23 protein-coding genes are annotated in these 24,092 nt (G+C 59.8%); 11 read left to right on the top strand and 12 right to left on the bottom strand.

Annotated elements, in window-relative coordinates:
* Positions 1-59: 59 nt before the first annotated feature.
* From ACP7B9_RS04265 to ACP7B9_RS04275, 3 genes are read left to right on the top strand one after another with little or no spacing between them, the layout of a single operon-like run.
* Entirely contained in the window at positions 60-998 is a 939-nt protein-coding gene (locus tag ACP7B9_RS04265; protein WP_425861064.1) for a carbohydrate ABC transporter permease, read from the top strand.
* Positions 999-1,001: 3 nt separating this feature from the next.
* On the top strand, positions 1,002-1,904 hold the full coding sequence (locus tag ACP7B9_RS04270; RefSeq protein WP_425861065.1) for a carbohydrate ABC transporter permease: 903 nt from the start codon (positions 1,002-1,004) through the stop codon (positions 1,902-1,904).
* 47 nt (positions 1,905-1,951) lie between these two features.
* Entirely contained in the window at positions 1,952-3,490 is a 1,539-nt protein-coding gene (locus tag ACP7B9_RS04275) for an alpha-N-arabinofuranosidase (RefSeq protein WP_425861067.1), read from the top strand.
* Positions 3,491-3,570: 80 nt separating this feature from the next.
* On the opposite strand, the gene ACP7B9_RS04280 is transcribed toward ACP7B9_RS04275, so the two are convergent.
* The 3 genes from ACP7B9_RS04280 to ACP7B9_RS04290 form a co-directional block, all read right to left on the bottom strand.
* On the bottom strand, positions 3,571-4,686 hold the full coding sequence (locus ACP7B9_RS04280) for an FAD-dependent oxidoreductase (RefSeq protein ID WP_425861069.1): 1,116 nt from the start codon (positions 4,684-4,686) through the stop codon (positions 3,571-3,573).
* Positions 4,687-4,851: 165 nt separating this feature from the next.
* The gene (locus ACP7B9_RS04285) at positions 4,852-5,406 is read right to left on the bottom strand and encodes an NAD(P)H-dependent oxidoreductase (RefSeq protein WP_425861071.1); all 555 of its coding nucleotides are present in this window, start codon (positions 5,404-5,406) and stop codon (positions 4,852-4,854) included.
* A gap of 151 nt (positions 5,407-5,557) precedes the next feature.
* Positions 5,558-6,130, bottom strand: a complete 573-nt coding sequence (locus ACP7B9_RS04290) for a flavin reductase family protein (protein ID WP_425861073.1) — start codon at positions 6,128-6,130, stop codon at positions 5,558-5,560.
* Between the two features lie 315 nt (positions 6,131-6,445).
* On the opposite strand from ACP7B9_RS04290, the gene acs reads away from it, so the two are divergent.
* Genes acs through ACP7B9_RS04310 form a run of 4 tightly spaced genes read left to right on the top strand, consistent with a single transcriptional unit; the run spans position 6,446 to position 11,425 of the window.
* Positions 6,446-8,413, top strand: coding sequence for an acetate--CoA ligase (acs, locus tag ACP7B9_RS04295; protein ID WP_425861074.1), 1,968 nt, complete (start codon positions 6,446-6,448; stop codon positions 8,411-8,413).
* Positions 8,410-9,588 carry a dimethylsulfone monooxygenase SfnG gene (sfnG, locus tag ACP7B9_RS04300; protein WP_425861076.1) on the top strand — a complete coding sequence of 393 codons (1,179 nt, stop codon included), beginning with the start codon at positions 8,410-8,412 and terminating at the stop codon, positions 9,586-9,588. Before acs ends, sfnG begins: the two co-directional genes overlap by 4 nt.
* Positions 9,588-10,934 (top strand): O-acetylhomoserine aminocarboxypropyltransferase/cysteine synthase family protein, encoded by a 1,347-nt coding sequence (locus ACP7B9_RS04305; RefSeq protein ID WP_425861078.1) that lies wholly within the window; start codon positions 9,588-9,590, stop codon positions 10,932-10,934. Before sfnG ends, ACP7B9_RS04305 begins: the two co-directional genes overlap by 1 nt.
* Entirely contained in the window at positions 10,931-11,425 is a 495-nt protein-coding gene (locus ACP7B9_RS04310) for a CoA-binding protein (RefSeq protein ID WP_425861079.1), read from the top strand. Before ACP7B9_RS04305 ends, ACP7B9_RS04310 begins: the two co-directional genes overlap by 4 nt.
* 105 nt (positions 11,426-11,530) lie before the next feature.
* On the opposite strand, the gene ACP7B9_RS04315 is transcribed toward ACP7B9_RS04310, so the two are convergent.
* Positions 11,531-12,967 carry a mycothione reductase gene (locus tag ACP7B9_RS04315; protein ID WP_425861081.1) on the bottom strand — a complete coding sequence of 479 codons (1,437 nt, stop codon included), beginning with the start codon at positions 12,965-12,967 and terminating at the stop codon, positions 11,531-11,533.
* A gap of 186 nt (positions 12,968-13,153) precedes the next feature.
* Here ACP7B9_RS04315 and ACP7B9_RS04320 point away from each other — a divergent pair, with 186 nt between their 5' ends.
* Positions 13,154-14,416: an amidohydrolase gene (locus ACP7B9_RS04320; protein ID WP_425861082.1), complete on the top strand. Its 1,263-nt coding sequence runs from the start codon at positions 13,154-13,156 to the stop codon at positions 14,414-14,416.
* Here the strand turns inward: ACP7B9_RS04320 and ACP7B9_RS04325 are convergent.
* On the bottom strand, positions 14,380-15,060 hold the full coding sequence (locus tag ACP7B9_RS04325) for a TetR/AcrR family transcriptional regulator (RefSeq protein WP_425861084.1): 681 nt from the start codon (positions 15,058-15,060) through the stop codon (positions 14,380-14,382). The genes ACP7B9_RS04320 and ACP7B9_RS04325 overlap by 37 nt on opposite strands.
* Positions 15,061-15,222: 162 nt before the next feature.
* Between ACP7B9_RS04325 and ACP7B9_RS04330 the strand changes: the two genes are divergently transcribed.
* The gene (locus ACP7B9_RS04330) at positions 15,223-16,713 is read left to right on the top strand and encodes an MFS transporter (RefSeq protein WP_425861086.1); all 1,491 of its coding nucleotides are present in this window, start codon (positions 15,223-15,225) and stop codon (positions 16,711-16,713) included.
* Between the two features lie 103 nt (positions 16,714-16,816).
* On the opposite strand, the gene arfB is transcribed toward ACP7B9_RS04330, so the two are convergent.
* The 7 genes from arfB to ACP7B9_RS04365 form a co-directional block, all read right to left on the bottom strand.
* On the bottom strand, positions 16,817-17,239 hold the full coding sequence (gene arfB, locus ACP7B9_RS04335) for an alternative ribosome rescue aminoacyl-tRNA hydrolase ArfB (protein WP_425861088.1): 423 nt from the start codon (positions 17,237-17,239) through the stop codon (positions 16,817-16,819).
* Positions 17,240-17,947: 708 nt separating this feature from the next.
* On the bottom strand, positions 17,948-18,604 hold the full coding sequence (locus ACP7B9_RS04340; protein ID WP_425861090.1) for an HAD family hydrolase: 657 nt from the start codon (positions 18,602-18,604) through the stop codon (positions 17,948-17,950).
* A gap of 138 nt (positions 18,605-18,742) precedes the next feature.
* Entirely contained in the window at positions 18,743-18,925 is a 183-nt protein-coding gene (locus tag ACP7B9_RS04345; protein WP_425861092.1) for a hypothetical protein, read from the bottom strand.
* A 148-nt stretch (positions 18,926-19,073) separates the two neighbouring features.
* Positions 19,074-20,255, bottom strand: coding sequence for an amidohydrolase (locus tag ACP7B9_RS04350; protein WP_425861094.1), 1,182 nt, complete (start codon positions 20,253-20,255; stop codon positions 19,074-19,076).
* Positions 20,256-20,318: 63 nt separating this feature from the next.
* Positions 20,319-20,735, bottom strand: coding sequence for a DUF4259 domain-containing protein (locus ACP7B9_RS04355; RefSeq protein ID WP_425861095.1), 417 nt, complete (start codon positions 20,733-20,735; stop codon positions 20,319-20,321).
* 107 nt (positions 20,736-20,842) lie between these two features.
* Positions 20,843-21,475, bottom strand: a complete 633-nt coding sequence (locus tag ACP7B9_RS04360; RefSeq protein ID WP_425861096.1) for a dihydrofolate reductase family protein — start codon at positions 21,473-21,475, stop codon at positions 20,843-20,845.
* Positions 21,476-21,531: 56 nt separating this feature from the next.
* Positions 21,532-22,110 (bottom strand): dihydrofolate reductase family protein, encoded by a 579-nt coding sequence (locus tag ACP7B9_RS04365; protein WP_425861098.1) that lies wholly within the window; start codon positions 22,108-22,110, stop codon positions 21,532-21,534.
* A gap of 133 nt (positions 22,111-22,243) precedes the next feature.
* Here ACP7B9_RS04365 and ACP7B9_RS04370 point away from each other — a divergent pair, with 133 nt between their 5' ends.
* Together ACP7B9_RS04370 and ACP7B9_RS04375 are read left to right on the top strand one after the other, a co-directional pair.
* Positions 22,244-22,621, top strand: coding sequence for a YciI family protein (locus tag ACP7B9_RS04370; protein WP_425861100.1), 378 nt, complete (start codon positions 22,244-22,246; stop codon positions 22,619-22,621).
* Positions 22,622-22,697: 76 nt separating this feature from the next.
* The gene (locus tag ACP7B9_RS04375) at positions 22,698-24,071 is read left to right on the top strand and encodes a PLP-dependent aminotransferase family protein (RefSeq protein ID WP_425861101.1); all 1,374 of its coding nucleotides are present in this window, start codon (positions 22,698-22,700) and stop codon (positions 24,069-24,071) included.
* Positions 24,072-24,092: the final 21 nt, after the last annotated feature.

The following is a 24,092-nucleotide window of genomic DNA, read 5'->3' on the forward strand; positions in this document are numbered from 1 at the left end:
TCATAGGCATCGCAAGTCATCTTTGGGAGAGTCATCTTTGCGGCAAGGGAGCCAAAGCAATGAGTACGTCCACCGTTTCTAGCACGTCAGAAATACCCGCGGTACGAACACCTGAAAATAATCACGCCATCAAGCTGCGGCGAGACCGCAGACACGGATGGTCCTTCATGGCACCGTTCTTGGCGTTCTTTGGGGTCTTCCTCATCTGGCCCCTGATTTACGGGCTCTATATGAGTTTCACCGGAAAATCACTCACGGGTGCCAATAGCGAATTCGTTGGGTTCGCCAACTACCTCGAAGCTCTCGGTGATGCCGATATGTGGCATTCCATGGGCAACACGTTCTACTTCACCCTCATCAGCACCGTGCCACTGGTTCTTGTGGCCCTGGCGATGGCGGCCCTTGTCAACATGGGATTGCCTGCACAGTGGTTGTGGCGGCTATCCTTCTTTGCGCCGTATCTACTGGCGTCCACAGTTGTTTCGTTGTTCTTCGTGTGGATGTACAACCCCCAGCTGGGCCTCATCAACGAACTCCTGGGGAAGATCGGCATTGCCCCCATTGACTGGCTCAACAATCCAGATGTGGCCATGTGGTCGATCGTCATAGCCACACTCTGGTGGACTGTTGGTTTCAATTTTCTCCTGTACTTGGCCGCCATGGGAAACATTCCCCAGGCGCACTATGAGGCGGCCCAGCTGGACGGAGCCGGCGGATGGCGACAGTTCTTCTCCATCACTTTGCCGCAGATCAAGGCCACTACGCTCATGATCGTCATCCTGCAGGTGCTGGCCTCGTTGAAGATCTTTGATCAGGTTTATCAAATGACGGCCGGCGGCCCGGCAGGATCCACCCGAACCGTCGTGCAGTACATCTTCGAGTCCGGCTTCACAGGATATCGCTTGGGATATTCAGCAGCCATCTCCTACATCTTCTTCGCCATCATCGTCATCGTCTCGATTTCACAGTTCTTTGTCACTCGTAAGAGGAGCGCATAAACCATGACTGCCTCGACACTCACTCCCACCCATCAAAGCGCCGGCGGTGCGCGCCCAACTCTCGTCATACGACGTCGGAAACGCATCAAGCCGAGCCGAGTTCTCGCCACCTTCATCGTGGCCGTCCTAGCCGTCACCTGGCTTGTTCCCTTCGCCTGGGCCACCATCACGGCACTCAAAAGCGAGACGGAAGCAGCGGCCACCCCCATCACCCTTGTCCCTAAGTCCGGGTTCACCTTTGATGCATTTGCCAAGGTTCTGCAACAAGGAAACATTCCGCAGTGGACAATCAACTCGCTCTTCACCGCGGCAGCCATCACGATCATCACCTTGGCCATCTCGACGCTGGCCGCCTATGCGCTGTCGAGGATTGATTTCAAGGGCCGGAAGGTCATGATGACCATCATCGTCGCCTCGCTCATTGTGCCGCCCCCGGTGCTGATCATTCCTTTGTTCTACCAGATGGTTTCATTTCACATGATTGACACGTACTGGGGGATCATCCTGCCGCAAGTCATTGCTCCGGCCATGGTGTTTGTACTCAAGAAGTTCTTTGACCAGATTCCCCGCGAACTTGAAGATGCCGCTCTCGTGGACGGTGCCGGACGGATCCGGATCTTCTGGCAGGTAGTGCTTCCGCTGTCACGGCCCATTCTGGCGGCCGTTGCCATCTTCGTGTTCATCGGAGCTTGGAATAACTTCCTGTGGCCCTTCATTGTCACGAACGAAAGTTCCATGCTCACCCTGCCGGTTGGGCTGCAGACCATCAAGAGCGCCTATGGCATCCAGTACGCCCAGAACATGGCCTCGGCCCTGTTGGCGGCACTGCCACTGATCGTGGTGTTCCTCTTCTTCCAACGCCAGATCATCAAGGGCATTTCCACCACCGGCCTGGCCGGCACCTAATTTTTTCCTACACGTCAACAACTAAAACACAACAGGAGAACAGCGCCATGTCACGTGCACGGATCAGTATTGACCGCGATTTCACCATCTCAGAAGTTCCGCACCGCCTCTTCGGATCGTTTGTAGAGCACATGGGTAGGTGCGTCTATACAGGCATCTACGAACCCGGCCATGCCCAGGCCGACGATCAAGGCTTCCGCAAGGACGTCCTTGCCCTCACCAAGGAGCTGGGCGCCACGGTGATCCGTTACCCCGGCGGAAACTTTGTCTCGGGCTACAACTGGGAAGACGGGATTGGCCCCGTGGCCAACCGCCCGCGCCGCCTCGATGGTGCGTGGCACACCTTGGAAACGAACGCCTTTGGTCTGCACGAGTTTGTCGATTGGTCCCGCAAGGCTGGGACCGAAATCATGGAGGCCATCAACTTGGGCACCCGCGGGGTGAATGCGGCCCGCGAGATCGTGGAGTACGCCAACCACCCCGGCGGCACGTACCTGTCGGATCTGCGTGCCAAGAACGGGCACAAGGATCCCTTCGACATCAAGCTCTGGTGCTTGGGTAATGAGATGGACGGTCCGTGGCAGATTGGCCACAAGACAGCCCACGAGTATGGTCGCCTAGCGCAGGAGGCCGGCAAGGCCATGCGTCTGGTTGACCCCACGATTGAATTGGTGGCATGCGGCAGTTCTAGTTCGGCCATGCCCACGTTCGGCGAATGGGAGCAGACGGTCCTGACGCACGCTTACGACGAGGTGGACTACGTCTCGCTGCATGCCTACTACCAGGAGCACGACGGCGACGCGGCCAGTTTCCTTGCCAGTGCGGTCGATATGGACTACTTCATAGAATCAGTGGTGGCCACGGCAGATTCGGTCCGCGCCAAGGGCAAGCACAAGAAGAACATCAACCTGTCCTTCGACGAATGGAACGTCTGGTACCAGAGTGGACTGGACACCGAGGATCAGCCCCACCGCGTCAACGCTTCAGGCTGGCGCGAACATCCTCGCGTCATTGAAGACAAATACAACGTGACCGACGCCGTCGTCGTAGGTACGCTCCTGAACTCACTGCTCCGTCACGGTGACCGGGTCAAGATTGCCAACCAGGCACAATTGGTCAACGTCATTGCACCCATCTTGGCCGAGCCGAACGGGCCGGCCTGGCGTCAAAGCATCTTCTACCCGTTCTCCCGCATGGCGGAACTGGCCAAGGGCCAGATCCTGCGAACCCAGGTGGAGTCCGACAAGGTTGAAACGGCCAAGTTCGGTGATGCGGATCTGGTGGATGTCAGCGCAACGTGGGATGAGGAAAATGGCCGGATGGCGTTGTTCTTCGCCAACCGTGGCCTCGATGAGGCGGCCGACGTCGAGGTGGCCCTGCGTGGCTTTGACGCAGGGCGAGTAACTCGGGCCGAAGTGCTGGAAGCCCCGGAGGGACAGGACCGCTTCACCAAGAACAGCCTGGATGGCCAGGACCGGATTGGCATGGCAGCTCTTGCGGGCGTCAAGGCCTCCGGCGATGAGCTGCGGCTGACTCTTCCGGCCCTGTCGTGGGCAGTGGTGGAACTGGAAGTCACCAAGAACTAGCGTTTCGCAGGAAGAGCAGAGAAAGTTGAGGGCACCGACCGTTTTCACGTGGTCGGTGCCCTCAGCTATTTCGTAAAGCTTCAGCGTGAGCGAGGCGTTCGGAAAAGTTCCGGTGCGTCGATGCCGTCGGTGAGGTCAGCCAGGATTCGCCCGATGGCCGGAGTGAACTTGAAGCCGTGCCCGGAGAAGCCTGCACCGACCACGACGGGACCGAAGCGGTCCAGGATGAAATCGCCCGAATCCGTGGAGGTGTAGGTGCAGCTGATGGTTTCGAAGGAATCGGCGTCAAGCCCGGGGAACCAATCACGCACGTAGCGGCGAAGGGCCTCCAATTGGATCGGTTCGGCCGTGAAATCCCGCGCATCGGGATCAACCACGGGCCCCACGCCATGCCACCCAATTTTGATGCCTTCACCGGGAGTTGCCATGCCATACGTCGGGCTGTACCAGTAGTCGTCATCGGGCGTACCGGGATCCGGATTGTGATTGAAGCTCGGCCACTCGAGAGTTGAACTCACCGGCCGGAAGTGCGCCGGCTGTTCCTGGGTCACCACGAGCCGGGGGAGTTCGACGATCCCATCGAGCAGTTTCCGGGTCCAGGCTCCAGCCGTGACAATGACGCGCGTGGCCCGGTATTCGTTCGTGTCCGTGGACACTGAGACGAGATCCTCACTCAGGACCTCAACAGTTCGCACAGGTGTTTCGTAGAGAAATTGTGCACCCTTGGCTTCGGCGCCGATGCGCAGCGCCTTCAGTGCCTCGGCCGCCCGTACCCGTCCTGATTCCGGGACAAAAAGCACGTCGGAACGAAAGCGCATGCCTTTCCACCGGGCCATGGCCTCTTGCGGCCCCATGAACGAGCTGCGGATACCAAATCCCTGATGGGCCCTGTGGATCTCCTTGAGCACTCCGAGATTGCCGTGATTGACGAGTCCCACAAGGTCCAGCAGCGCGAGGCCGGTCTCCTGCGCAAGCTCGTCCCATAAGGAACGGGCCTCGCTGACCAAGCGAAGGTACTCGGGTTCCCGGTAGGCAATATTGAAGTTTCGGGTTGCGCCATGGGAAGCACCAAGGCTGTGTCCAGAAGCGAATTGTTCCAGCAACACCACTGACTTCCCACTGCGGGCCACACTCAATGCTGCGGCGGAACCCATGGCTCCGCCGCCAATGACAACTACGTCGACATTAGTAACCATGGCTCCAACTCCTCTTCCAGTCCGCAGAGTGCTGGACTTGCCCGCCAATCATGCCACGGAGGTTGCTCGCAAGACCCGGCAAGACCCTGCAAGACACAAAAAACGGCATTAAAAACGCTATGCCCCAACCCCGCAGGGTCAGGGCACAACAGGCAATCAGGAACTCTAGTTCTTGGCGGCTACGGCGCGGATGCCTTCAAGAACGGCAGCAACCTGGCCGACAACTTCGGCGTCGTCCTTCGGGTGAAGCTCGGCGAAACGCACCACCGAGTTGGGGATTGACAGCTTGACGTCTTCAAGGACGTTCGCGCCGGCAATGGTCAGGGCCTTGCGGGCCTCGTCCTGGGCCCAGACGCCACCGTACTGGCCGAATGCGGTGCCGATAACGACGGCGGGCATGTCCTTGGCGGCACTGTTGCCGAACGGGCGGGACAGCCAGTCAATGGCGTTCTTCAAAACGGCAGGCATGGTGCCGTTGTATTCGGGGGAGACCAGCAGCAGTGCGTCGGCGTCGGCGGCTGCGGCACGCAGCTCGCGAGCAGCTTCCGGAACCTGACCTTCAACGTCGGTGTCCTCGTTGTAGAACGGAATGTTCTCCAGCCCGGAGAACACGTTGACGGTCACGCCGTCGGGAGCGTTCAAGGCTGTTGCCTCGGCCAGCTGACGGTTGGTGGAACCGTTGCGCAAGGAACCTACGAGGGTGAGGACAGTTGTTGTCATAAGGAAAACTCCCGGTGTTGAAGGATTACGGATAAGTGCAGCACGCACGGACCCGCGAAGTTTCAAGCTTCAACTATTGATAACGGCCCGTAGTGCTGCGGGATTCCAAGAATCTCTGGTGATGTGCAACACATTCAAGGTTTCCCTGACGCTACTCCACCACGGAGGTTTCACTCAGGGAGTGCCATGTGCGGTTGTGGTAGACCAGCGGACGGGATTCCTGTGCGGACCGGCCAGTCTCGCCGGGTAGATCGACCTGCAGGATCTGCACGGCGACGACTGTCGAATCCCCGGCATCCATCTGATTGACGATCCGGCCGCGCATCCACGCGTTTGAGGAAGGCAGGTACGGTTCACCGGTAATCAGGCGAGACCAGATCGAGGTGTCTTCGAAGCGGTCAATGCCACTGGTGGCAAAATTCTTCGCCAGGCCGATCTGCTCAGCCCCGAGTAGATGGATCACGACGGTCTCAGCACGCTTTACCGTGGGGGTCGACGACGATGCTGACGACAATGAAAACACCACCAAGGGCGGGTTGGCCGAAACGGAGATGACGGACGTTGCCGTCAGCCCTACGGGTCCGGCGCCAATGTCGGCGGTGATCACGGCTACGCCGGCAGGATGGTTGCGAAAAGCGGATTTGAAGTCGTCGGCACTGAGCATGTCGGCAAAGCCGTGATGGGTGGACGGTCCTTGCTCGGCGATGGCGGGTGACTGTGACATGGCGACTCCTTCATTGCGGCCAAATTTGGCCTGGACAGCGGCTGCCGTCCTGAGTGAAAAATTACCACCTGACTGAACTAATGAACGATTTGGGATTACGAACTATGGCTCTCTACCGCACTTGTTCCACATAGTGACCATTTATTACCCGGAAATTTGGCGACAGGGCTGCTTATGGGGTCTAGTTATGAAGAAATATTTCTTGCGGCCAAGAGACCTGGACCATTGAGGCCGCGGTACCTGAATTGCTCGCGGAGGCTCCTTAGCTACCCGCTGGCACGCAAGGGTGCGACAGCCAGGATTGATGGAGTTTTCATGAGTACCACCAGCATTGCCCCCGAACCTGCCACACGGCGATCAGTAGAAGACGCCCTGAGGGTGGACTTTTGGGCTGAACAAGCCCGCCGGCTTGATTGGGTGCAGCCGTGGCACACCGACCACACCTTTGTCCCGGCCATGGATCCCGCCTCCGGTGAACTTCGGGTTCCAAGCATTGAATGGTTTGCTGGCGGCAAACTTAATGCCGCAGTCAATTGCGTGGACCGCCATGTTAGTGCCGGTAGGGGAGAGAAGGTGGCCCTCTACTGTGAGGGTGAGCCCGGTGATCGCCGCGCCATCACCTACCGCGAACTCCAAGACGAGGTTTGCCAGGCAGCGAATGCCCTTGAGGCGTTGGGTATCGGCAAGGGCGATCGGGTGGTCATTTACTTACCTGTCATTGCTGAAACCATCATCATCACCTTGGCCGTGGCGCGCATCGGGGCCATTCATTCATTGGTGTTTGGTGGTTTCTCTGCTGAAGCCTTGAAGTTCCGTGTTGAGGACACCGGAGCGAAGTTATTGGTCACCACCGATGGCCAGTTCCGCAGAGGCGCCGCCGTGCCGGTCAAGGCCAATGCCGATGCTGCCGTGTCCGGTGAAAACTCAATCGAGCACGTCTTGGTGGTTCGCCGTACAGGTTCAGATATCGACTGGACCGAGGGCCGAGACGTCTGGTGGCATGACGCCGTCGGCGGTGCCAGCACCGAGCACACGGCCGAGTACTTTGACGCCGAAACACCGCTGTTCATCATGTACACCTCCGGGACAACCGGCCAACCTAAGGGCCTGGTCCACACCACCGGCGGTTACCTCACGCAAGCCTCATACAGCCACGAGCTGTTGTTCAGCAACCCTGACCCAGCACTGCGCGAGCAGGATGTGCATTGGTGCACGGCGGATCTGGCCTGGGTCACGGCGCATACCTACGAGATCTATGGGCCGCTGTCCAACGGCGTCACGCAGGTCATCTTCGAGGGCACTCCCAACACTCCTCACCCCGGCCGTCATTTTGAGATCATCGAACGCTACGGTGTCACCAGCTACTACACGGCGCCGACCTTGGTCCGCTCACTTATGGGCTGGTTCCCCGACGGCGTTCCGGCCCACCACGACCTTTCCTCACTTCGCCTCCTTGGCACGGTGGGCGAGGCCGTCAATCCGCAAGCCTGGAACTGGCTGCGGGATCAGCTTGGCGGTGGCACCCTGCCCATGGTCGACACCTGGTGGCAGTCCGAGACCGGCGCCACCATCCTCTCGCCCCGACCCGATGACACAACGTTCAAACCCGGTTGCGCATCCCGTGCCCTGCCCGGAGTGAGCGTACGCATAGTGGACGACGCCGGAACGCTCGTTGAGCGCGATGTGCAGGGTCTGATTGTGGTTGACGGAATAGGTCCTGCCATGGCTCGCACGGTCTGGGGAAACCCGCAGCGCTACCTCGATTCATACTGGCGAAAGTTCGCCAAACAGGGTTACTTCCTCGCTGGCGACGGGGCCCGTTATGACGCGGACGGTCACGTCTGGATCCTTGGCCGCATCGATGACGTCATCAATATTTCCGGTCACAGGCTCTCCACCATCGAGATTGAATCGGCGCTGGTGTCCCACCCCAGCGTCATTGAAGCCGGCGTCACCCCCGTTGCCGATTCGCTGACGGGGCATGCCGCCGTCGCCTTTGTGGTGACCCACGGTGAGCCGGAACCCATCGCGTTGGAAGCCGAATTGCGTGCCCACGTGGCACACATGATTGGGCCCATCGCCAAGCCGGCCGCCATCGTCGTGGTTCCTGATGTCCCAAAGACACGCTCCGGAAAGATCATGCGCCGGTTGCTGACCCAAATGTTTGAGGGGACGCCCCTGGGCGACACCACCTCGCTACAAAATGAAGAATCGATGGCCGGCATCGTCGCGGCCGTTACCCAATACCAAAATGACCAGAACAAAAAGAAGGATCACTCATGAGCAGCGCACCAGAAAACATTGCAGACTTCGCCACCCCGCTCAAGTTTGCCTATTGGGTTCCCAACGTTTCCGGCGGTTTGGTGGTGAGCACCATCGAACAGCGCACCGACTGGAGCTTTGACTACAACAAGAAGCTGGCGCAGATCGCCGAGAACAGTGGCTTTGAGTACGCACTGACGCAGACTCGCTACGCGGCGTCCTATGGCGCGGATCAGCAGCACGAGGCCACGAGCTTCTCCTTGGCCTTGCTCGGTGCAACGGAGCGCCTGAAGGTTATTGCCGCCGTTCACCCGGGCATGTGGCACCCCGGCGTGTTGGCCAAGTTCATGATCACCGCCGATCACCTTTCCAACGGCCGCGCCGCCGTGAACATTGTTTCCGGCTGGCTCAAGGATGAGTTCGTCAACTTTGGCTTGGACTGGCTGGAGCATGACGAGCGCTATGTCCGCACAGAGGAATTCATTCGCGTGTTGCGTGGTCTCTGGACCGAGCAGGAATTCTCCCAGGCCGGCAAGTACTACAACATCAACGAGTTCACGCTCAAGCCGGCTCCCGTGGACGTACCCGGCCGCGCACACCCGGAGATCTTCTTTGGCGGCAACTCAACAGCTGCGCAGGCCACCGCCGGGCGCGTGGCTGATTGGTACTTCTCCAACGGCCGCACACTGGAGGGCTACACCGAGAACGTCAACGGCGTGCTGGCCGCGGCTGCCGAAAGCGGACGCAAGCCGCGCTTTGGCCTCAATGGCTTTGTCATTGCCCGCGACTCGGAAAAGGAAGCCCGCGAGACGCTGCGCGAAATCGTGGCCAAGGCGCACCGCCCCGCCGTCGAGGGATTTGCTGCCGCAGTCAAGGAAGCCGGCGCCTCCACCAAGGACGGCAAGGGCATGTGGGCGGATTCCTCCTTCGAGGATCTGATCCAGTACAACGACGGTTTCAAGACCCAGCTGATCGGTACCCCCGAGCAGCTCGCAACCCGCATTGTGGAATACAAGAAACGCGGCGTAAACCTGCTGCTGACCGGCTACCTGCACTTCCAGGAAGAAGTTGCCGCGTTCGGCAAGGACGTCATGCCGATTGTCCGCGAGCTCGAGGCAGACCTGGCCCGCAAGAACGGAACCGAGCTGGACACCTCACTGTTGCCGGAAACCAACTTCGAGAAGGTATCCATCTAATGGCAGAACACACATTCGGATTCCGTACCCGGGCCCTCCACGCGGGTGGCACACCCGACGCCGAGCACGGCGCCCGCGCGGTGCCGATCTACCAGACCACTTCGTTCGTGTTCAAAGACACTGACGACGCCGCGAATCTGTTTGCGCTGCAAAAGTACGGCAACATCTACTCACGTATCGGCAACCCCACGGTTGCAGCCTTTGAGGAGCGCATTGCGTCTCTGGAGGGCGGCATCGGAGCTGTTGCAACGGCGTCGGGCATGGCTGCGGAATTTGTCACCTTTGCCGCACTAGCAGGGGCGGGGGATCACATTGTGGCCTCCTCCAAGTTGTATGGCGGAACCATCACGCAGCTCGATGTGACGCTGCGTCGCTTCGGCGTGGACACAACCTTCATCGACTCCAACGATCCGGCCGATTTCGCAGCTGCCATCAAGGAGAACACGAAGGCCGTCTACACGGAGATCGTGGCAAACCCCTCCGGCGACATCGCCGATCTGGAAGGTCTGGCTGCTGTGGCCCACGCGGCCGGCGTACCTCTCGTGGTGGATGCCACCCTGAGCACGCCGTACCTGATCCGCCCCATCGAATTCGGGGCCGACATCGTCATTCACTCGGCTACCAAGTTCCTCGGCGGCCATGGCACAACGCTCGGCGGTGTTGTGGTTGAATCGGGCCGCTTTAATTGGGGCAACGGTAAATTCCCTTCGATGACCGAGCCGGTTGCGTCCTACGGCAATGTGTCCTGGTGGGGCAACTTTGGCGAGTATGGATTCCTGACCAAGTTGCGCTCCGAGCAGTTGCGTGACATTGGTCCGGCGCTCTCGGCACAGTCCGCGTTCCAGTTGCTGCAGGGTGTTGAGACGTTGCCTCAGCGCATGGATGAACACCTGCGCAACGCCACCGAGGTGGCAGCATGGCTCGAAGCCGATGAGCGCGTCTCATGGGTCAAGTTCGCCGGACTGCCCAGCCACCCCGACTTTGAGCGGGGCCAGAAGTACCTCCCCAAGGGCGTTGGCTCCGTGTTTGCCTTCGGTGTGCGCGGCGGCCGTGCTGCCGGAAAGACGTTCATCGACTCGCTGCAGTTGGCCAGCCATCTGGCCAATATTGGTGATTCCCGGACCTTGGTGCTGCACCCGGCCTCCACCACACACCAGCAGCTCTCGGCCGATCAGCTCAACGCGGCAGGTGTGCCCGAGGACTTGATTCGCATCTCCGTGGGGCTCGAGGACCTCTCCGATATCCTGTGGGATCTGGATCAGGCACTTACTGTGGCCCAAGAATCCGGAGGGGACACCACCGACGACGCTGCGGCACCGTCCTGCACGATTGGAGCAATCGCATGAGCACCACTGAACGTACTTGGGTAGGGCCAACAGCTCCAGAACGTCTGGCCATTCTGGGCCGGACAAAGTCCATTGCCATCGTTGGGGCCTCGGACAAACCTTCCCGTGCCAGCTACTTCGTGGCCACGTACCTGCTGTCCTCTAGCCGGTACCGGGTCTACTTTGTGAATCCGGTGGCTACTGAGATCTTGGGCCAGCCGGTGTACAAGTCGCTGGCCGATCTGCCGGAGGTCCCTGACCTAGTGGATGTTTTCCGCCGCCATGACGATCTTCCGTCGGTGTTGGAGGAAACCCTTGCAATAGGCGCCAAAACGATCTGGCTGCAGCTGGGTTCGTGGCACGAGGAGGTTGCGGCGAAAGCCGAGGCCGCCGGATTGGCCGTGGTCATGGACCGCTGCGTCAAGATCGAGCACGCCCGCTTCCACGGGGGACTGCATCTTGCCGGTTTCGACACCGGCGTGATCTCCTCAAAGCGCCAGGTTTTGGCGTAAACAGCTAGAAAAAGCAGGAGGAAGACACCCTGAACCAAGGTGACTTCCTCCTTTTGTGCGCCTTGCGCCTGGCGACTTCTGGCTTGTGGCTTGAGCCTGGCGCGGCTATGGGGCCGTTGGTTCAGGCAAGCCCAGCAGTGCGTTCTCCACCAACTCGGACAGGGCCGGGTGGATCCAGTACTGGTTACGGGCCACGTCGTGGGCACTCTGGCCGAAGTGCATGGCCTGAATCAGGGGCTGGATGATGGTGGCCGCCTCGGGGCCAATGGCGTGCGCGCCGAGCAATAAGCCCGTGGCAGGGTCCGCCAGAACCTTCAGGAAGTGCCTGGCATCCTCCCGCGCCCAGCCGGCCGCGATATCGGCATACTTCTGCACCTTCACGGCGTAGGGGATTCCGGCCTTGACCGCGTGGTCCTCGGTGATGCCAACGGATGCAACCTGCGGATCGGTAAACACGGCGGCCGGAACAAAGCGGTGATCCGAGCTGATCCGAGCGTCCGGGTTGGCAAGGTTATGTTTGACGACCTTCGCTTCGTGGTTGGCGACGTGCTTGAGCTGGAACTTGGAGGAAATGTCACCCAGCGCATAGATGCCCTCGACGGCCGTGCACTGGAATTCGTCAACCACCACCCTGCCGTGGGCGTCCAGCGCAACACCGGTCTTTTCAACCTCAAGACCTGCACCATTGGGGCGGCGTCCCGTGGCGATCAGAAGAATGTCCGCCGTGATCGTTGCTGCCCCGTTGGGTCCATTTACGTCAAGTTCGACGCCGTCACCTGACTTGGCCGCGTGACTAACCGTCGTCTCCAGAAGGACCTCATAACGCGCAGAAGCTTCCTGAGTGAAGAGGGCGGACACGTCTGCGTCCTGCGACTTGAGCAGGCGCTTGCCGCGCGCGATCTGGGTGACCTTGACACCAAACGACGAGAATACGTGGGCGAACTCCGCGGCGATATAACCTCCGCCCAGAACAATGATGCTGGCCGGCAGCTCGGCGATGCGCATGATGGTATCCGAGGTGTGGAACGGTGCCCCGTCGCTCTCGCGAGCTGCCGCATCAGAACCCGCTGATGCTGCGAGGCCAGACACGTGGGGGACCACGGCGTGCGAGCCTGCAGCGAGGACAAATCTGTCGGCCGTCACCTGGGCGGTGCCGCCGTCGTGCATGTCAACGTGCAGGCTCTTGTGTCCGGTAAAGCGACCTCGTCCGGCAAACACGGTGATATTGGGGCATTCGGCCCCTCCACGGTAGCTGCGTCCACCGGCCTCAATGGCGTCGATGCGAGCAAAGATCCGGTCCCGGATGGCGGGCCAGTCCACGGAGTTCAGCTGGGCGTTGATACCCAGCGGGCGGCCGTGGCGGGCGGCGTCGGCCAACTCTGCCGGGTGGACGTACATCTTAGTGGGGATGCACCCCACGTTCAGGCAGGTCCCGCCAAACAGACCGTCCTCAACAATGGCGATGTTCCAATGATCGAACTCCGGTCCCGGAATCGAGTTGCCCGATCCCGTGCCGATGATGACTAAATCGAAGTGGGGCATGATTTTCGCTTTCGGTGGCGGTGTCTCGGTGACTGTGACTAATTGCGGGTGGATCCACCCGCCGTGGCCTACTAGTGCTTGAATCATTCTAGGATTGAGATCCAATCACCACGGCAACCGGCGCGGATACCCCGCGAGACTGATTCTGCGCATCGACGCCATGGCTTTTTCAGAAAGCGTTGTGCCATGAACCAGCAAAGCACTGCTCCGGAAAGAGAAGTCCTCGCCGCTCTCGACCCCGCCATGGACTGGCTCACGGAGACGTACAAGCAATTGCATCGGAACCCTGAATTGAGCTTCCAAGAGCATGCGAGCAGCAGATTAGTGAGCGATCAACTCAAATCCTTCGGTTATGCGGTGCAGCACATCGGTGGAACGGGCATGGTTGGCGTGCTGGTTAACGGCGAGGGTCCCACAGTTATGTCACGTGCTGACATGGACGCATTGCCTGTCACCGAAGCCACCGGACTGCCATACTCGTCCGAGGTTGATGGCGTTATGCATGCCTGTGGTCACGACGTGCACGTGACGGCTTTGCTCGGTGCCGCACGGCTGATGGCCGAGCGCCACGACGCGTGGTCGGGGACCTATATTGCCTTGTTCCAGCCGGCGGAGGAAGCCGGAGGGGGCTCCCGCGTCATGGTCGAGGACGGCCTCGTCGGCAAGGTGCCCAGGCCTGACGTCGTCCTTGGACAACATGTCATGCCGTTGCCTGCAGGGACGCTGGCCATCGCGGCCGGGCCCGTACTTTCCGCAGCTGATTCGCTCAAGATCACGGTTTACGGGAAGGGTTCGCACGGGTCCATGCCGCACATGTCGGTGGATCCTGTGGTTCTGGCCGCGTCCATTGTGCTGAAGCTGCAGACGATCGTTTCGCGAGAGGTCAAGCCGGGGGAGTCCGCCGTGGTGACGGTGGGTGCGTTGAATGCCGGCACAAAATCCAACATCATCCCCGATCGCGCCACGATGCTGCTGAACATCCGCAACTACGACGACGACGTTCGCGCGCGCGTCCTGGCTGCCATCGAGCGCATCGTGAGGGGAGAATGCGCTGCTGCGGGATCACCAAAGGAGCCGGAGTTCGAGTTATACGATCGGTTCCCACTCACGAACAACGACCCCGGTGTTACGGCGCGAATCACGGACGCCTTTACGTCCCATTTTGGTCAGGAGGCCGTCCATCTAGCGGTGCGACAGACCGCTTCCGAAGACTTTAGCGCTATCCCTGACGCATTCGGCGTCCCTTACAGCTACTGGTTCCTTGGCGGCAGTGATCCGGAACAATATCGGGCGGCTGCGAATCGGGGCACGCTAGATGCGGACATTCCAGCGAATCATTCGCCGTTCTTTGCGCCCGTCATTGATCCGACACTGGCCGTAGGTGTTCAAGCTCAGGTGGTCGCCGCAATGGCTTACTTGGGCGGGCGGATGCCCTCGATCAACAGCTGAAGTGCGCGCTGGCCGGACACCGGCCATCCGGACTCCTTGACCGGCGCAGCCGCGTTGGCCATTGCTGTCATGAGGAGCACGTCCGTTGGCTCGAAATCGCTCCTGACGGAGTGTTGGGCCTTGGCTCGGGAAACGAGATGCTCAAGCTGGTTCGTGACTCGGTGTTCGAGATTGTCAAGAGCCTCGATGAGTTCTGCGTGGGAAGAACCTCTGGCCCAGCCAACGCCACCGACATAACCGCCGAGAATCAACTCGCGCATGCCCCGATCTGCCATGAATTGATCCGTGCTGCGGCTCAAGAAGAAGACGAGCCCTTCCCAAGCATCCTGGTAGTCGTTCGCCTCCACGGAGAGTTTCTCGGCATAGGCCATATGATCCTGGTACACCTCAAGGATCAGCAGATCCTTGTCGCGGTAGCGGCGGTACAGGGTGGCAACACCGATACCCGCCGCCTTGGCCACATCCGCTAAGGGCACGCCAAGTCCGTCTCGGGAAAAGAGTTCATGGGCCGCGTCATGTAGCTGCCGGTCACGTGCATGCGCCAGATCTGTGGCCGTTTCCGCCCCGGCGGGCACGACGGCGATGTCCGCTCCAGGGAGCTGGTTGGCGGGCGTCTGGTTATTCAATGATGGCGGCAGCGGCATGCGGGTGAAGCCTTCGATGGTCGGTTATAAAGCTTGGTCAATACAAGACAACACAAGTCTAGCCTGACTTCCATTCGTCCGGAATAGCTGTTCCGCATGTAGTAACATGGTGGAATAGCTATTCCGATGGGATGGCTTCATCATTCGCAAGAGGCAAGGTATATGAGTACTGCAACGCAACCGAAACAGGTCAACCAGACCCAACCGTCAGCTCCGGATTCAAAATGGACGGCCCTGCGCTGGTGGTCAATGCTTGCCATTGGCATGTCCCAGCTCATGGTGGTTCTGGACGCAACGATTATGAATGTGGCACTGCCCAGCGCCCAGATTGACCTTGGGTTTTCCGACATACTCCGTCCGTGGGTCATCACGGCCTACGCCCTCGCTTTTGGCGGACTGCTCCTGCTTGGCGGTCGCATTGCTGACCTGATGGGCCGCAAGCAAATCTTCCTCATCGGACTGGTTGGCTTTGCTGTGGCCTCCGCGTTGGGTGGCGCGGCGCCGACCTTCGGCGTTCTGTTGGCAGCCCGTGTGCTGCAGGGTATTTTCGCAGCGCTACTGGCCCCGGCTGCCCTGTCGCTGCTTACCACCACGTTCACAGATCCGGCCGAACGCGGAAAAGCATTCGGTATCTACGGCGCCCTGGCTGGTGCCGGTGGCGCCGTCGGTCTTCTGCTGGGTGGGGTCCTGACGGAATTCATGACCTGGCGCTGGACGCTTTACGTGAACATCGCTTTTGCCGCCGTCGCTTTCGTTGTTGGTGTCATCACCATCGCACCGACAGTGCGCGAGCGTGGTGTCAAACTGGACGTGCCCGGTGCGGTCTTCGCCACGTTGGGTTTCTTCTCCTTGGTCTTCGGATTCACGAACGCCGAAGAGCACGGCTTTTCCAGCAGCAGCACGTGGGGATTCCTTGCTGCCGGCGTCGTATTCTTGATCGTCTTCGTGATGATCCAGCGCAAGGGGAAATCCCCTCTGCTGCCACTGCACATCGTGACTCATCGGGATCGCGGCGCCTCCATGCTTGCCATCTTTGTTGCTGGCGCTGTCATCTTCGGGGTGAACCTGTACCTGGTCTACTATCTGCAAATCGTTCTGGGCTTTACGCCGTTGCAGACAGGACTGGCCGTGTTGCCGTTGTGCCTGGGCATCATGGTTTCCGCCATGCTTTCAACTTCGATCCTGATGCCCAAACTTGGAGCCAAGGTGTTGGTTCCGGCTGGCATGTTGGTTTCCGCCATCGGTACGGTCCTGCTCATGCTGGCCAAGGCGGACAGCGGCTACGCACTGCACGTGGCAGTGCCGATGTTCATCATCGCCATCGGTCTGGGCGCCATCATTTCAACGGCTCTCAGTGTTGGCACACTGGGCGTAGACCGGCACCACGCGGGTGCCGCATCGGCTGCCGTGAATGCCTCGCAGCAGCTCGGTGGTTCCATTGGTCTGGCTGTTCTCAACACCCTCGTCGCAGGTGCAACCATCACCGCCGTTGACGCGGGCGCGGGCCAGCTTGAATCCCTCGTCAGTGGTTACCAGGGCGCTTACCTCGCTTGTGCCATTCTTCTGGTGGTTGGTGCCATCGTGACGGCCCTGATGTACCGCAGCCGCGAGCACACCGCCGTCAACTCTGGCGAGGCCGCCGTACATATGTAGTCGTGCGTGGTCATCGCTCAGACAATGACATAGAAAGGCGTCGTCCCCACGAGTATTTTCAGTGGGGACGACACCTTTCTATTGCGGTCAGCGATCGTGGGCACTAGTCCACAGGGGGTCGTTTTCGCAAGGATTTTGTCGTTGATCGCTGCGACTTGGCTGCCTGGTGTCGGCGTTTGGATCCCCGGGTTGGTTTGGTGGCGCGGCGGGCCGGACCCGACGGCGCGAGGCCCGTGGCGATGAGTTCCGCCATTTTGATTAGGGCAATCTCGCGGTTGCGCAGTTGGGAGCGTTGCTCGGAGGCCACCACTGTGAGAACCCCTGCTACCAAACGACGTCCCAAGCGCTCGCTTAGCAGGACTCTTTGCTCTTCCGTCAGGGCAGTCGAACCCATCGGGTTCCAAAACAGCTCAACCCGGCTGTCCGAGGTGTTCACATGCTGCCCGCCGGGTCCCGATGACCGCGAGAATCGCCATCCCAGCTCCGAGGCCGGAATGGTCAGCTCGGGTGTAACGTCCAGATCCATGCCCCAAGTCTTACATGCCACCCGTCACAAGACTTTCCTGGTTTCTGTTTCTCCGGTCGCTGGTTCAGGCAGGCGGACCGAAAGGAAGTCGGCGTTCGTTGACTGGCCATGACAGCGGGGGAGCGCTTCATAGCCTTGGTGAGAAGACGTTTGAGAACCACGTCAACGAAAATATTTAACGGTACGTACTGATGAATACGATGGAGCGTCTACCCAGATGACATCAATCATGCCGTGACACTTCGCGGCAAATACGTCATCCTTGACGACCATTGAATGAGGACCACCATCGCTCCAACCTCTCCGAAGTCACTGCGAAATTTGCACCTTCGGTAAGTCCCATGGACTCGTAGAAGGCGCGCTGCTGCGGCTGAGGTCGCCCGGGCCAAGCCGATGAGCTGGCTACTTTCACTCCAGGCCGTGACGACAACCCATGAATTCCTTACCGCCCGTCAAAGCAATTCAGGGTGGCTGGCGAATTCGGCACTTTCCCGGTTCGAGCCGTATCCGCTAGTGCAGACACTTATGAAGATGACTCTGAAAATGATCGAGGTAGGGTCCGGGTGTGACCTCCGTCCGCGTCAACGAGCGGCGGCCCGTCCAAGCGCATTTGCCGGCCACTCATTCCATGGCCAACATCGATTGATTTTTGCTTTCAGCGAATCGATCAACGCCCACCACATAGTCAATAAGTCCAGCTAAATCGGGTCAGCTGACCTTCACGTTCTGCCGGACTATTGCGTTGATAATTTCGGCGGCTGTTTCCGACGCCAGTGTTGGGAGAGGAATTTCCACCGGCCACTCCTTACCGCGGGAAACCCAGCCCGTTTCTAAACCTGCGGCCTGACCGCCAGCGATGTCTGCGACGGGGTGATCGCCGACCATCCAACCGCCCGTGAGTCCTAGACCCAGCTGGCGAGCGGCGATCCGGAAGATCTCGGTATCCGGCTTCTTGACTCCTACCGATTCAGATATGACCACGGCATCCACATACGGTTCAAGACCTACCGTTTGGATTTTGAGAGTCTGCTGGGACGTTGATCCATTAGTGACAACTGCGATCCTCCACCCATCAGCCCTGGCGTTAGTGAGAGCTTGCATGGTGGCTAACTCAATGTTCATCGAGTCCACGTGTTCAAAGAGGAGCCTTTCCACAAGATCTTCGACAGACGCGTCCAGGCTGTATCGTTCCTTCACTGCGCGCGCCAGTGAATCCCGTGCCTCGTAGCCGTCTCGGTCTGCTCCGATAAGCCAGGCTGCCTCCGAGACAGGTTGTCCGAGCAAGTGCACGAAGTCGGTAGACCAGGCGTTGAACGCGGCGGCCCTGTCGATCAAGGTGTTGTCCAAATCCACGAGCAATAGCATTCCTTCACCCTAAATGAGGGGCGAAAAATATGCTTGTCGTGCCGGTAGTTGGATCACTTTCGACTTCAAATGCCACGGCCGAGAACCCACGGCACGGGCGTCGTTGAGAGTTCCGTTCTTTCACCAGTTGAGAAACTGCTAACGGACCATTGAAACCAAGTCGGGATGGATGACTTTGGGTGAAGTGATGTCGGTGTTGTCCACGATGATGGTGGCACGTTCCCAAGGCCGGGCTGCAGCAAAGTAGAGCCGTTGACCTTGGACGTACCGGTGCATCGGTGGGTGCTGCGGGTCCGGATTGCTGCCATTGCGAACCGCCATTCGCGCGGCGGTTTCGCTGAACGGAACCAAGAGAACTGAGGATGTCGGGTGCCAATGCCTGCATGAAATTTCCCATACTCACATGTTCTCAGCGGTGGACCGTAAACTCAGCTTCTGGTCGTCGCGAACAATCAAATAACCGAAGGGCTCACGATCGCAGCCACTCGCGGCACGCCGTGACCAGGGCAGCTACACCGCGGTCAAGCGTCGGTTGGATTACCGGAGCGAAATGGGACGAATGATTCGATGGAATATCACGTTCGATGGTGCCCGCGTTCGCTGCTGCGAGATACTTTTCCGGATCTGCGCCACCAAGTATCCAGTAAACCAGAGGTGCGCCCACCGCCGTCGCGAGCAGGCCAACGTCTTCACTGCCGGAGACGGGGCCCGGGTCGATAACTGCCTCGTCGCCAAACTCTGACCGGAATGCTGTCATCGTGCGCTCAGTGGCAAGCTGATCGTTGACGGTCACCGGAAAAGATTCGGCAAATTCGAATAGTGGTTCGGGCGCTCCCGACGCCGCAGACTCGGCGTTAACTATCCTTTTAATCGCGGCAATCATGCGCAGCCGCACGTCCTCGCTATAGGCGCGCATACTCAGCCCCAGCTCCGCGTCATCCGGGATGATGTTGTTCTTTGTGCCCGCGCTGATCCGTCCGACTGTCACAACCGAGGTGTCTTGCGGTGAGATCTCCCGGGAGACGATCGTCTGCAGCCGCCCCACGACGGCCGCCGCAATCACGATCGGATCGATCGTCGTCTCGGGCCGCGAGCCGTGGCCGCCGCGTCCACGCACCGTGATATCGATACTGTCGGCCGAGGCAAACGCCACGCCAGGGTGAGCTCCGACCATACCGGCAGGCGCGGGCCCGACGTGCTGACCCAGCACCACATCCGGGACCGGCACTTTCTCATACAACCCTGCATCGAGCATCGCTTGGGCACCGCCGCCGGCCTCTTCAGCTGGCTGGAATACGGCGATGACAGTGCCGGCCCATTCCGCTTGCGTGGCGGCCAGTTCCCTGACCGCACCGATCAGACACGCAACGTGCACATCGTGCCCGCACGCATGCATGACACCGGTTGCGGTGCTCGCATATGTAAGGCCGGTGTCTTCCGTAACGGGCAGCGCATCCATGTCAGCGCGCAGTAGTACAGTCGGTCCGGCGCCATTTCGAAGCACCCCGGCTACCCCCGTAATCCCAATGCCCTCGATGACATCGAACCCGGCGGCACGGAGTTCAGCTGCGGCAATCCCTGCCGTACGTGTCTCCTCGAAAGATAGTTCCGGATGAGCGTGCAGGTCGCGGTACAGTTCCTCGATGGTCATGAACTCATCCTGCCGTGTCCTGCTCTCCGAACGCAAAAGATTATCGAATAGCCAACAAGGAGCCTACGCCAAACGCGATCGCCAACGCGTGAGTTCAGTAGTGAACTCAGGTAACTCTTCGGCTTCCTCCCACAGTTCCGCCAGCTCGTTTTCTTCCGCGCTGAGCATACGGTCAAGCACCTTCGAAGCTTTCGCGGGGAGGCGTGCAGGTAACAGCTCGTTGTTCCGCGGCCAAGGCGACAACGTTTCACTGGTCAAGTTGGCCAGCAACGCCGGTTCATTCCAGGCAACCACGAGTGCCGCGGCCGCTATGCCCACAGCGCCTTCCGAGGATTCAATCTCTGTTGTCGCTTCAAGGACTGTGTCCAAGGCGTTCTCAAGAATCGGGACAACTTTCGCCACAGAATCGGCGTCGTCAAACTCGTACAAAAAATCGGCGGCGTCGTCATTGCCGAAGGCCGATGCATCCCATGTACCCATGCGTATTTCTCCTAATCCAATGTTCGATTGCAAGACCGGGACGGGCGATCCCTGAGAACCTCAGCGTGGGGTGGGCCAACAGCGAAAGGGCCCTACGCCGTCGGACATCAGGAAGAAGGGATGTCTGAAACGCCCGTGTAAGTGGCGTAGTCAGCGCTTCCCGTGACCTGGTAGGTATGCAAGGCCAGGCCCCCCGGGGTGGTGCGGCTGGAAACCAAACGCAGGCCGGTGGGTGCGCTGCCGTCCGGGAACAGGTGGCGGCCGCTGCCCACAATGACAGGTGCCACAACTAGACGGAGTTCGTCGATGAGCCCGGCAGCAAAAAGGGATTGGGCCAGCAAGGCGCTTCCGTGGATCTGAATTTCCCGGCCGGGCGCGGCCTTGAGCTGTGCGATGGCGGCGGCTGTGTCCCCGGAAAGGACGGTGGTGGGATTCCAAGAACCTTCCGTCAAGGAATTGGAGGCGACGTACTTGGGCAGGCTGTTCATGCGCGCGGTGAACGGATCGTTCGGGTCGTCGATCTGTGGCCAGTCCCGCGCGAACGCATCATAGGTGCGGCGCCCCAACAGGAGTGCGTCGGCCAGACCGAGCCATTCGGAAGCCTGATCGATGAAGGCCTGGTCCATATGGGGGACCAACCAACCGCCCTGGGTGAACCCTCCAGTGGTGTCCTCTTCGGGCGAACCAGGTCCCTGCGACACCCCGTCAAGGCTCACGAATTCAGTCAATGTCAGTTTCACGATTGTTCTCCTTGATGAGTACGTGCCGGTGGGAGGAGTCTAACTTGATGCCTTCTTCACGCGAGCTGCGGCGTGAACCTCGTGATCGAGTTGCCCGATGCGAAAGTCACGTTCTCGACCATGGAGAACTGGGCAGGATTGAACCCATGAGCAAAAGCCGGCAGTCCGGAACCAATGATGACGGGATATCGCTTGATGATCAGCTCGTCTATTTCAGGCAGCAGCACTCCGGCTAGTTGCCCACCTCCCGCAAGGTAAATATCAAAGGAAGAGGCTTCGGCCTTGAGCCCGCGAACGGTGTCAAGCGGGTCTGCTGCCGTTATCTGCACTTGAGGGTCAGGCGAGCTGAGGCTCCGCGAAAATACCACCTGCCGAAGATGCGAGTAGGGGCTGGTGACGCCCATTTGAAGGGCTGGTTCATAGCTCCGACGGCCCATCACCACAGTGTCGAAGCGGGCCAGCGGCCGCTCCGAGAGGGCCAGCTGCACACGTGCATGGTGCGGCAAAAGGTCCGCAAAATCGCTGGTCATGCGCTTCAGATAATCATCGGACCCGGCGAAGAAATCAACCTCGTCCTCGGGGCCGGCAATGTAGCCGTCCAGGGAGAGTGAAACAAAGTAGACCAATTTGCGCACAAGTGCACTACCTTCCGTCGACCGATTGTGCCTTCACGCTATGTCGCCCTGTTGCAGGAGGTCAAGAGTACGGGCACGAGGATAAACCTCTAGCAAGCATGGACGGGCAGCAAGGGAAGAAGGAGAATGAGGCATGCGATACACACTGCTTTTGCATTATCCGGAGATGGACCCCGCCTCGCTGGGCGCGTTGGCCATGGCCGAGGGGCAACGCGCCTTCAGCGAATATGCGTCGGCCCTCCAGCAGGCCGGAGTCCTTGTCAGTGCCGAGGTGCTGCAACCGTCGTCGGAAACGATGACCCTGACGCTGGTGGACGATTCACCGCACCTCGCGACTGGGCCATTTGCGAGCGCAAAAGATCACTTGGGCGGGATCGTTGTGATCGATGTACCCGACCTGGACGCGGCGCTCGATTGGGGCAAGTCGGCGCCTGCTCTGGCGTGGGGCGCCGTCGAGGTCAGGCCTGGAGCGTTGTTTACGGTCGACGGCGCGTGGCGGCCAAATACGTAACGGCCTGTAGCGGGTGAACCCCGGAACACGCAGTCATATTCTTGGTCCGGGAACAATAACGTTATCTAATTACTGCATGGCTATTGATAACAGGGCAGCTGAGATCGCCGAGATGCTCAAGCTCCAGGCGGCGTCCATGCGCGCGGGGGACAAACTTCCCTCGGTGCGGGAGTTGTCCAAGACCTATGGGGCAAGCCCCGTGACCATCACGCAGGCCATCACGACCTTGTCCGCATTGGGGATGGTCCGGGCGGAACCCGGCCGGGGAACCTTTGTTGCCAAGATGGAAACGCCAACCGAGCCCGACTACGCCTGGCAGTCCTCTGCCTTGGGCCGTTCCAGGGTGGAACCAAGCCGCGTGAGTAGGCCCGGTAGTCACGGTGCCGAAGATGTGCAACTGTCTTGGGGCTATCTGGCGCCCGAACTTCAGCCCTTCGATGAGCTGCGCACCATCGGGGTGCGGGCTGCGAAAAGTCATCGAGCCTGGACCATGGCACCTCCCATGGGGCTGCCGGAATTACGTCGCGCCTTTGCTGCGGAGTTCAGTGCAGAGGTCGATGACATGTTGATCATGCCCGGTGGCCAACAATCCTTGGTGTTTGCCATGCGCACGCTCGCGGATCCGGGAAGCATGCTGATCACCGAGAGTCCCAGCTACCCCGGCGCGACCATTGCTGCTCAGGCAGCGGGCTTGGGATTGGCGGCTGTGCCTTCCGACGCCGAGGGAATACTGCCCGACAAACTCGCCGACGCCCTTGAACGGACGCATGCGAAGCTCATTTATCTGCAGCCTTGCTACGCCAATCCGACGGGTGCAATTTTGAGTGCCGAACGTCGGGTCGAGGTGCTCGCACTGGCCAAGCACCATGGCGCATTCATTATTGAGGACGATTGGGCCCGGAACCTTTCCTTGGATGGAGCCGCACCGCCGCCACTATTCACTCAAGATCCGGATGGCCACGTTGTTTCCATTGCGACGCTCTCCAAGCCAGCAGCCCCTGGTCTGCGCGTGGGTGCCATCGCCGCGCGGGGCCCCGCCGGCGAACGATTGCGCAGCGCCCGCATAGCCGATGACATGTGTGTCCCCCCGCTAGCGCAAGAAATCGCCCTCGGTTTGTTGACCTCAGGAGCCTGGCCCCGCCACATCAAGCGCCTTCGCTCAGGCCTGCTCGAAAGGCGTGACGCCATGGTGGCGCAAGTCCACGATTCCATGCCGGGAGCGCGTGTGGTCAACATTCCCACCGGCGGCATCCACCTCTGGGTGAGACTGCCGGAGGGAAGCGACTCCACTGCACTGACAGCTTCGGCTCAAAATGCAGGCGTACTCATCGGCGATGGTAAGCATTACTACGTGGACGAACCGTCAGCACCACATATCCGACTGTCCTTCAGTGCTGCCTCAATCCAGCAGATACAGGCGGGAGTACGCAGAATCGCTACACTCCTGTGAGCCTGTGAACGTATTGCCAGG

The sequence above is a fragment of the Arthrobacter sp. TWP1-1 genome (assembly GCF_049897845.1).
In the GTDB taxonomy this organism is placed as follows: Bacteria; Actinomycetota; Actinomycetes; order Actinomycetales; family Micrococcaceae; genus Specibacter.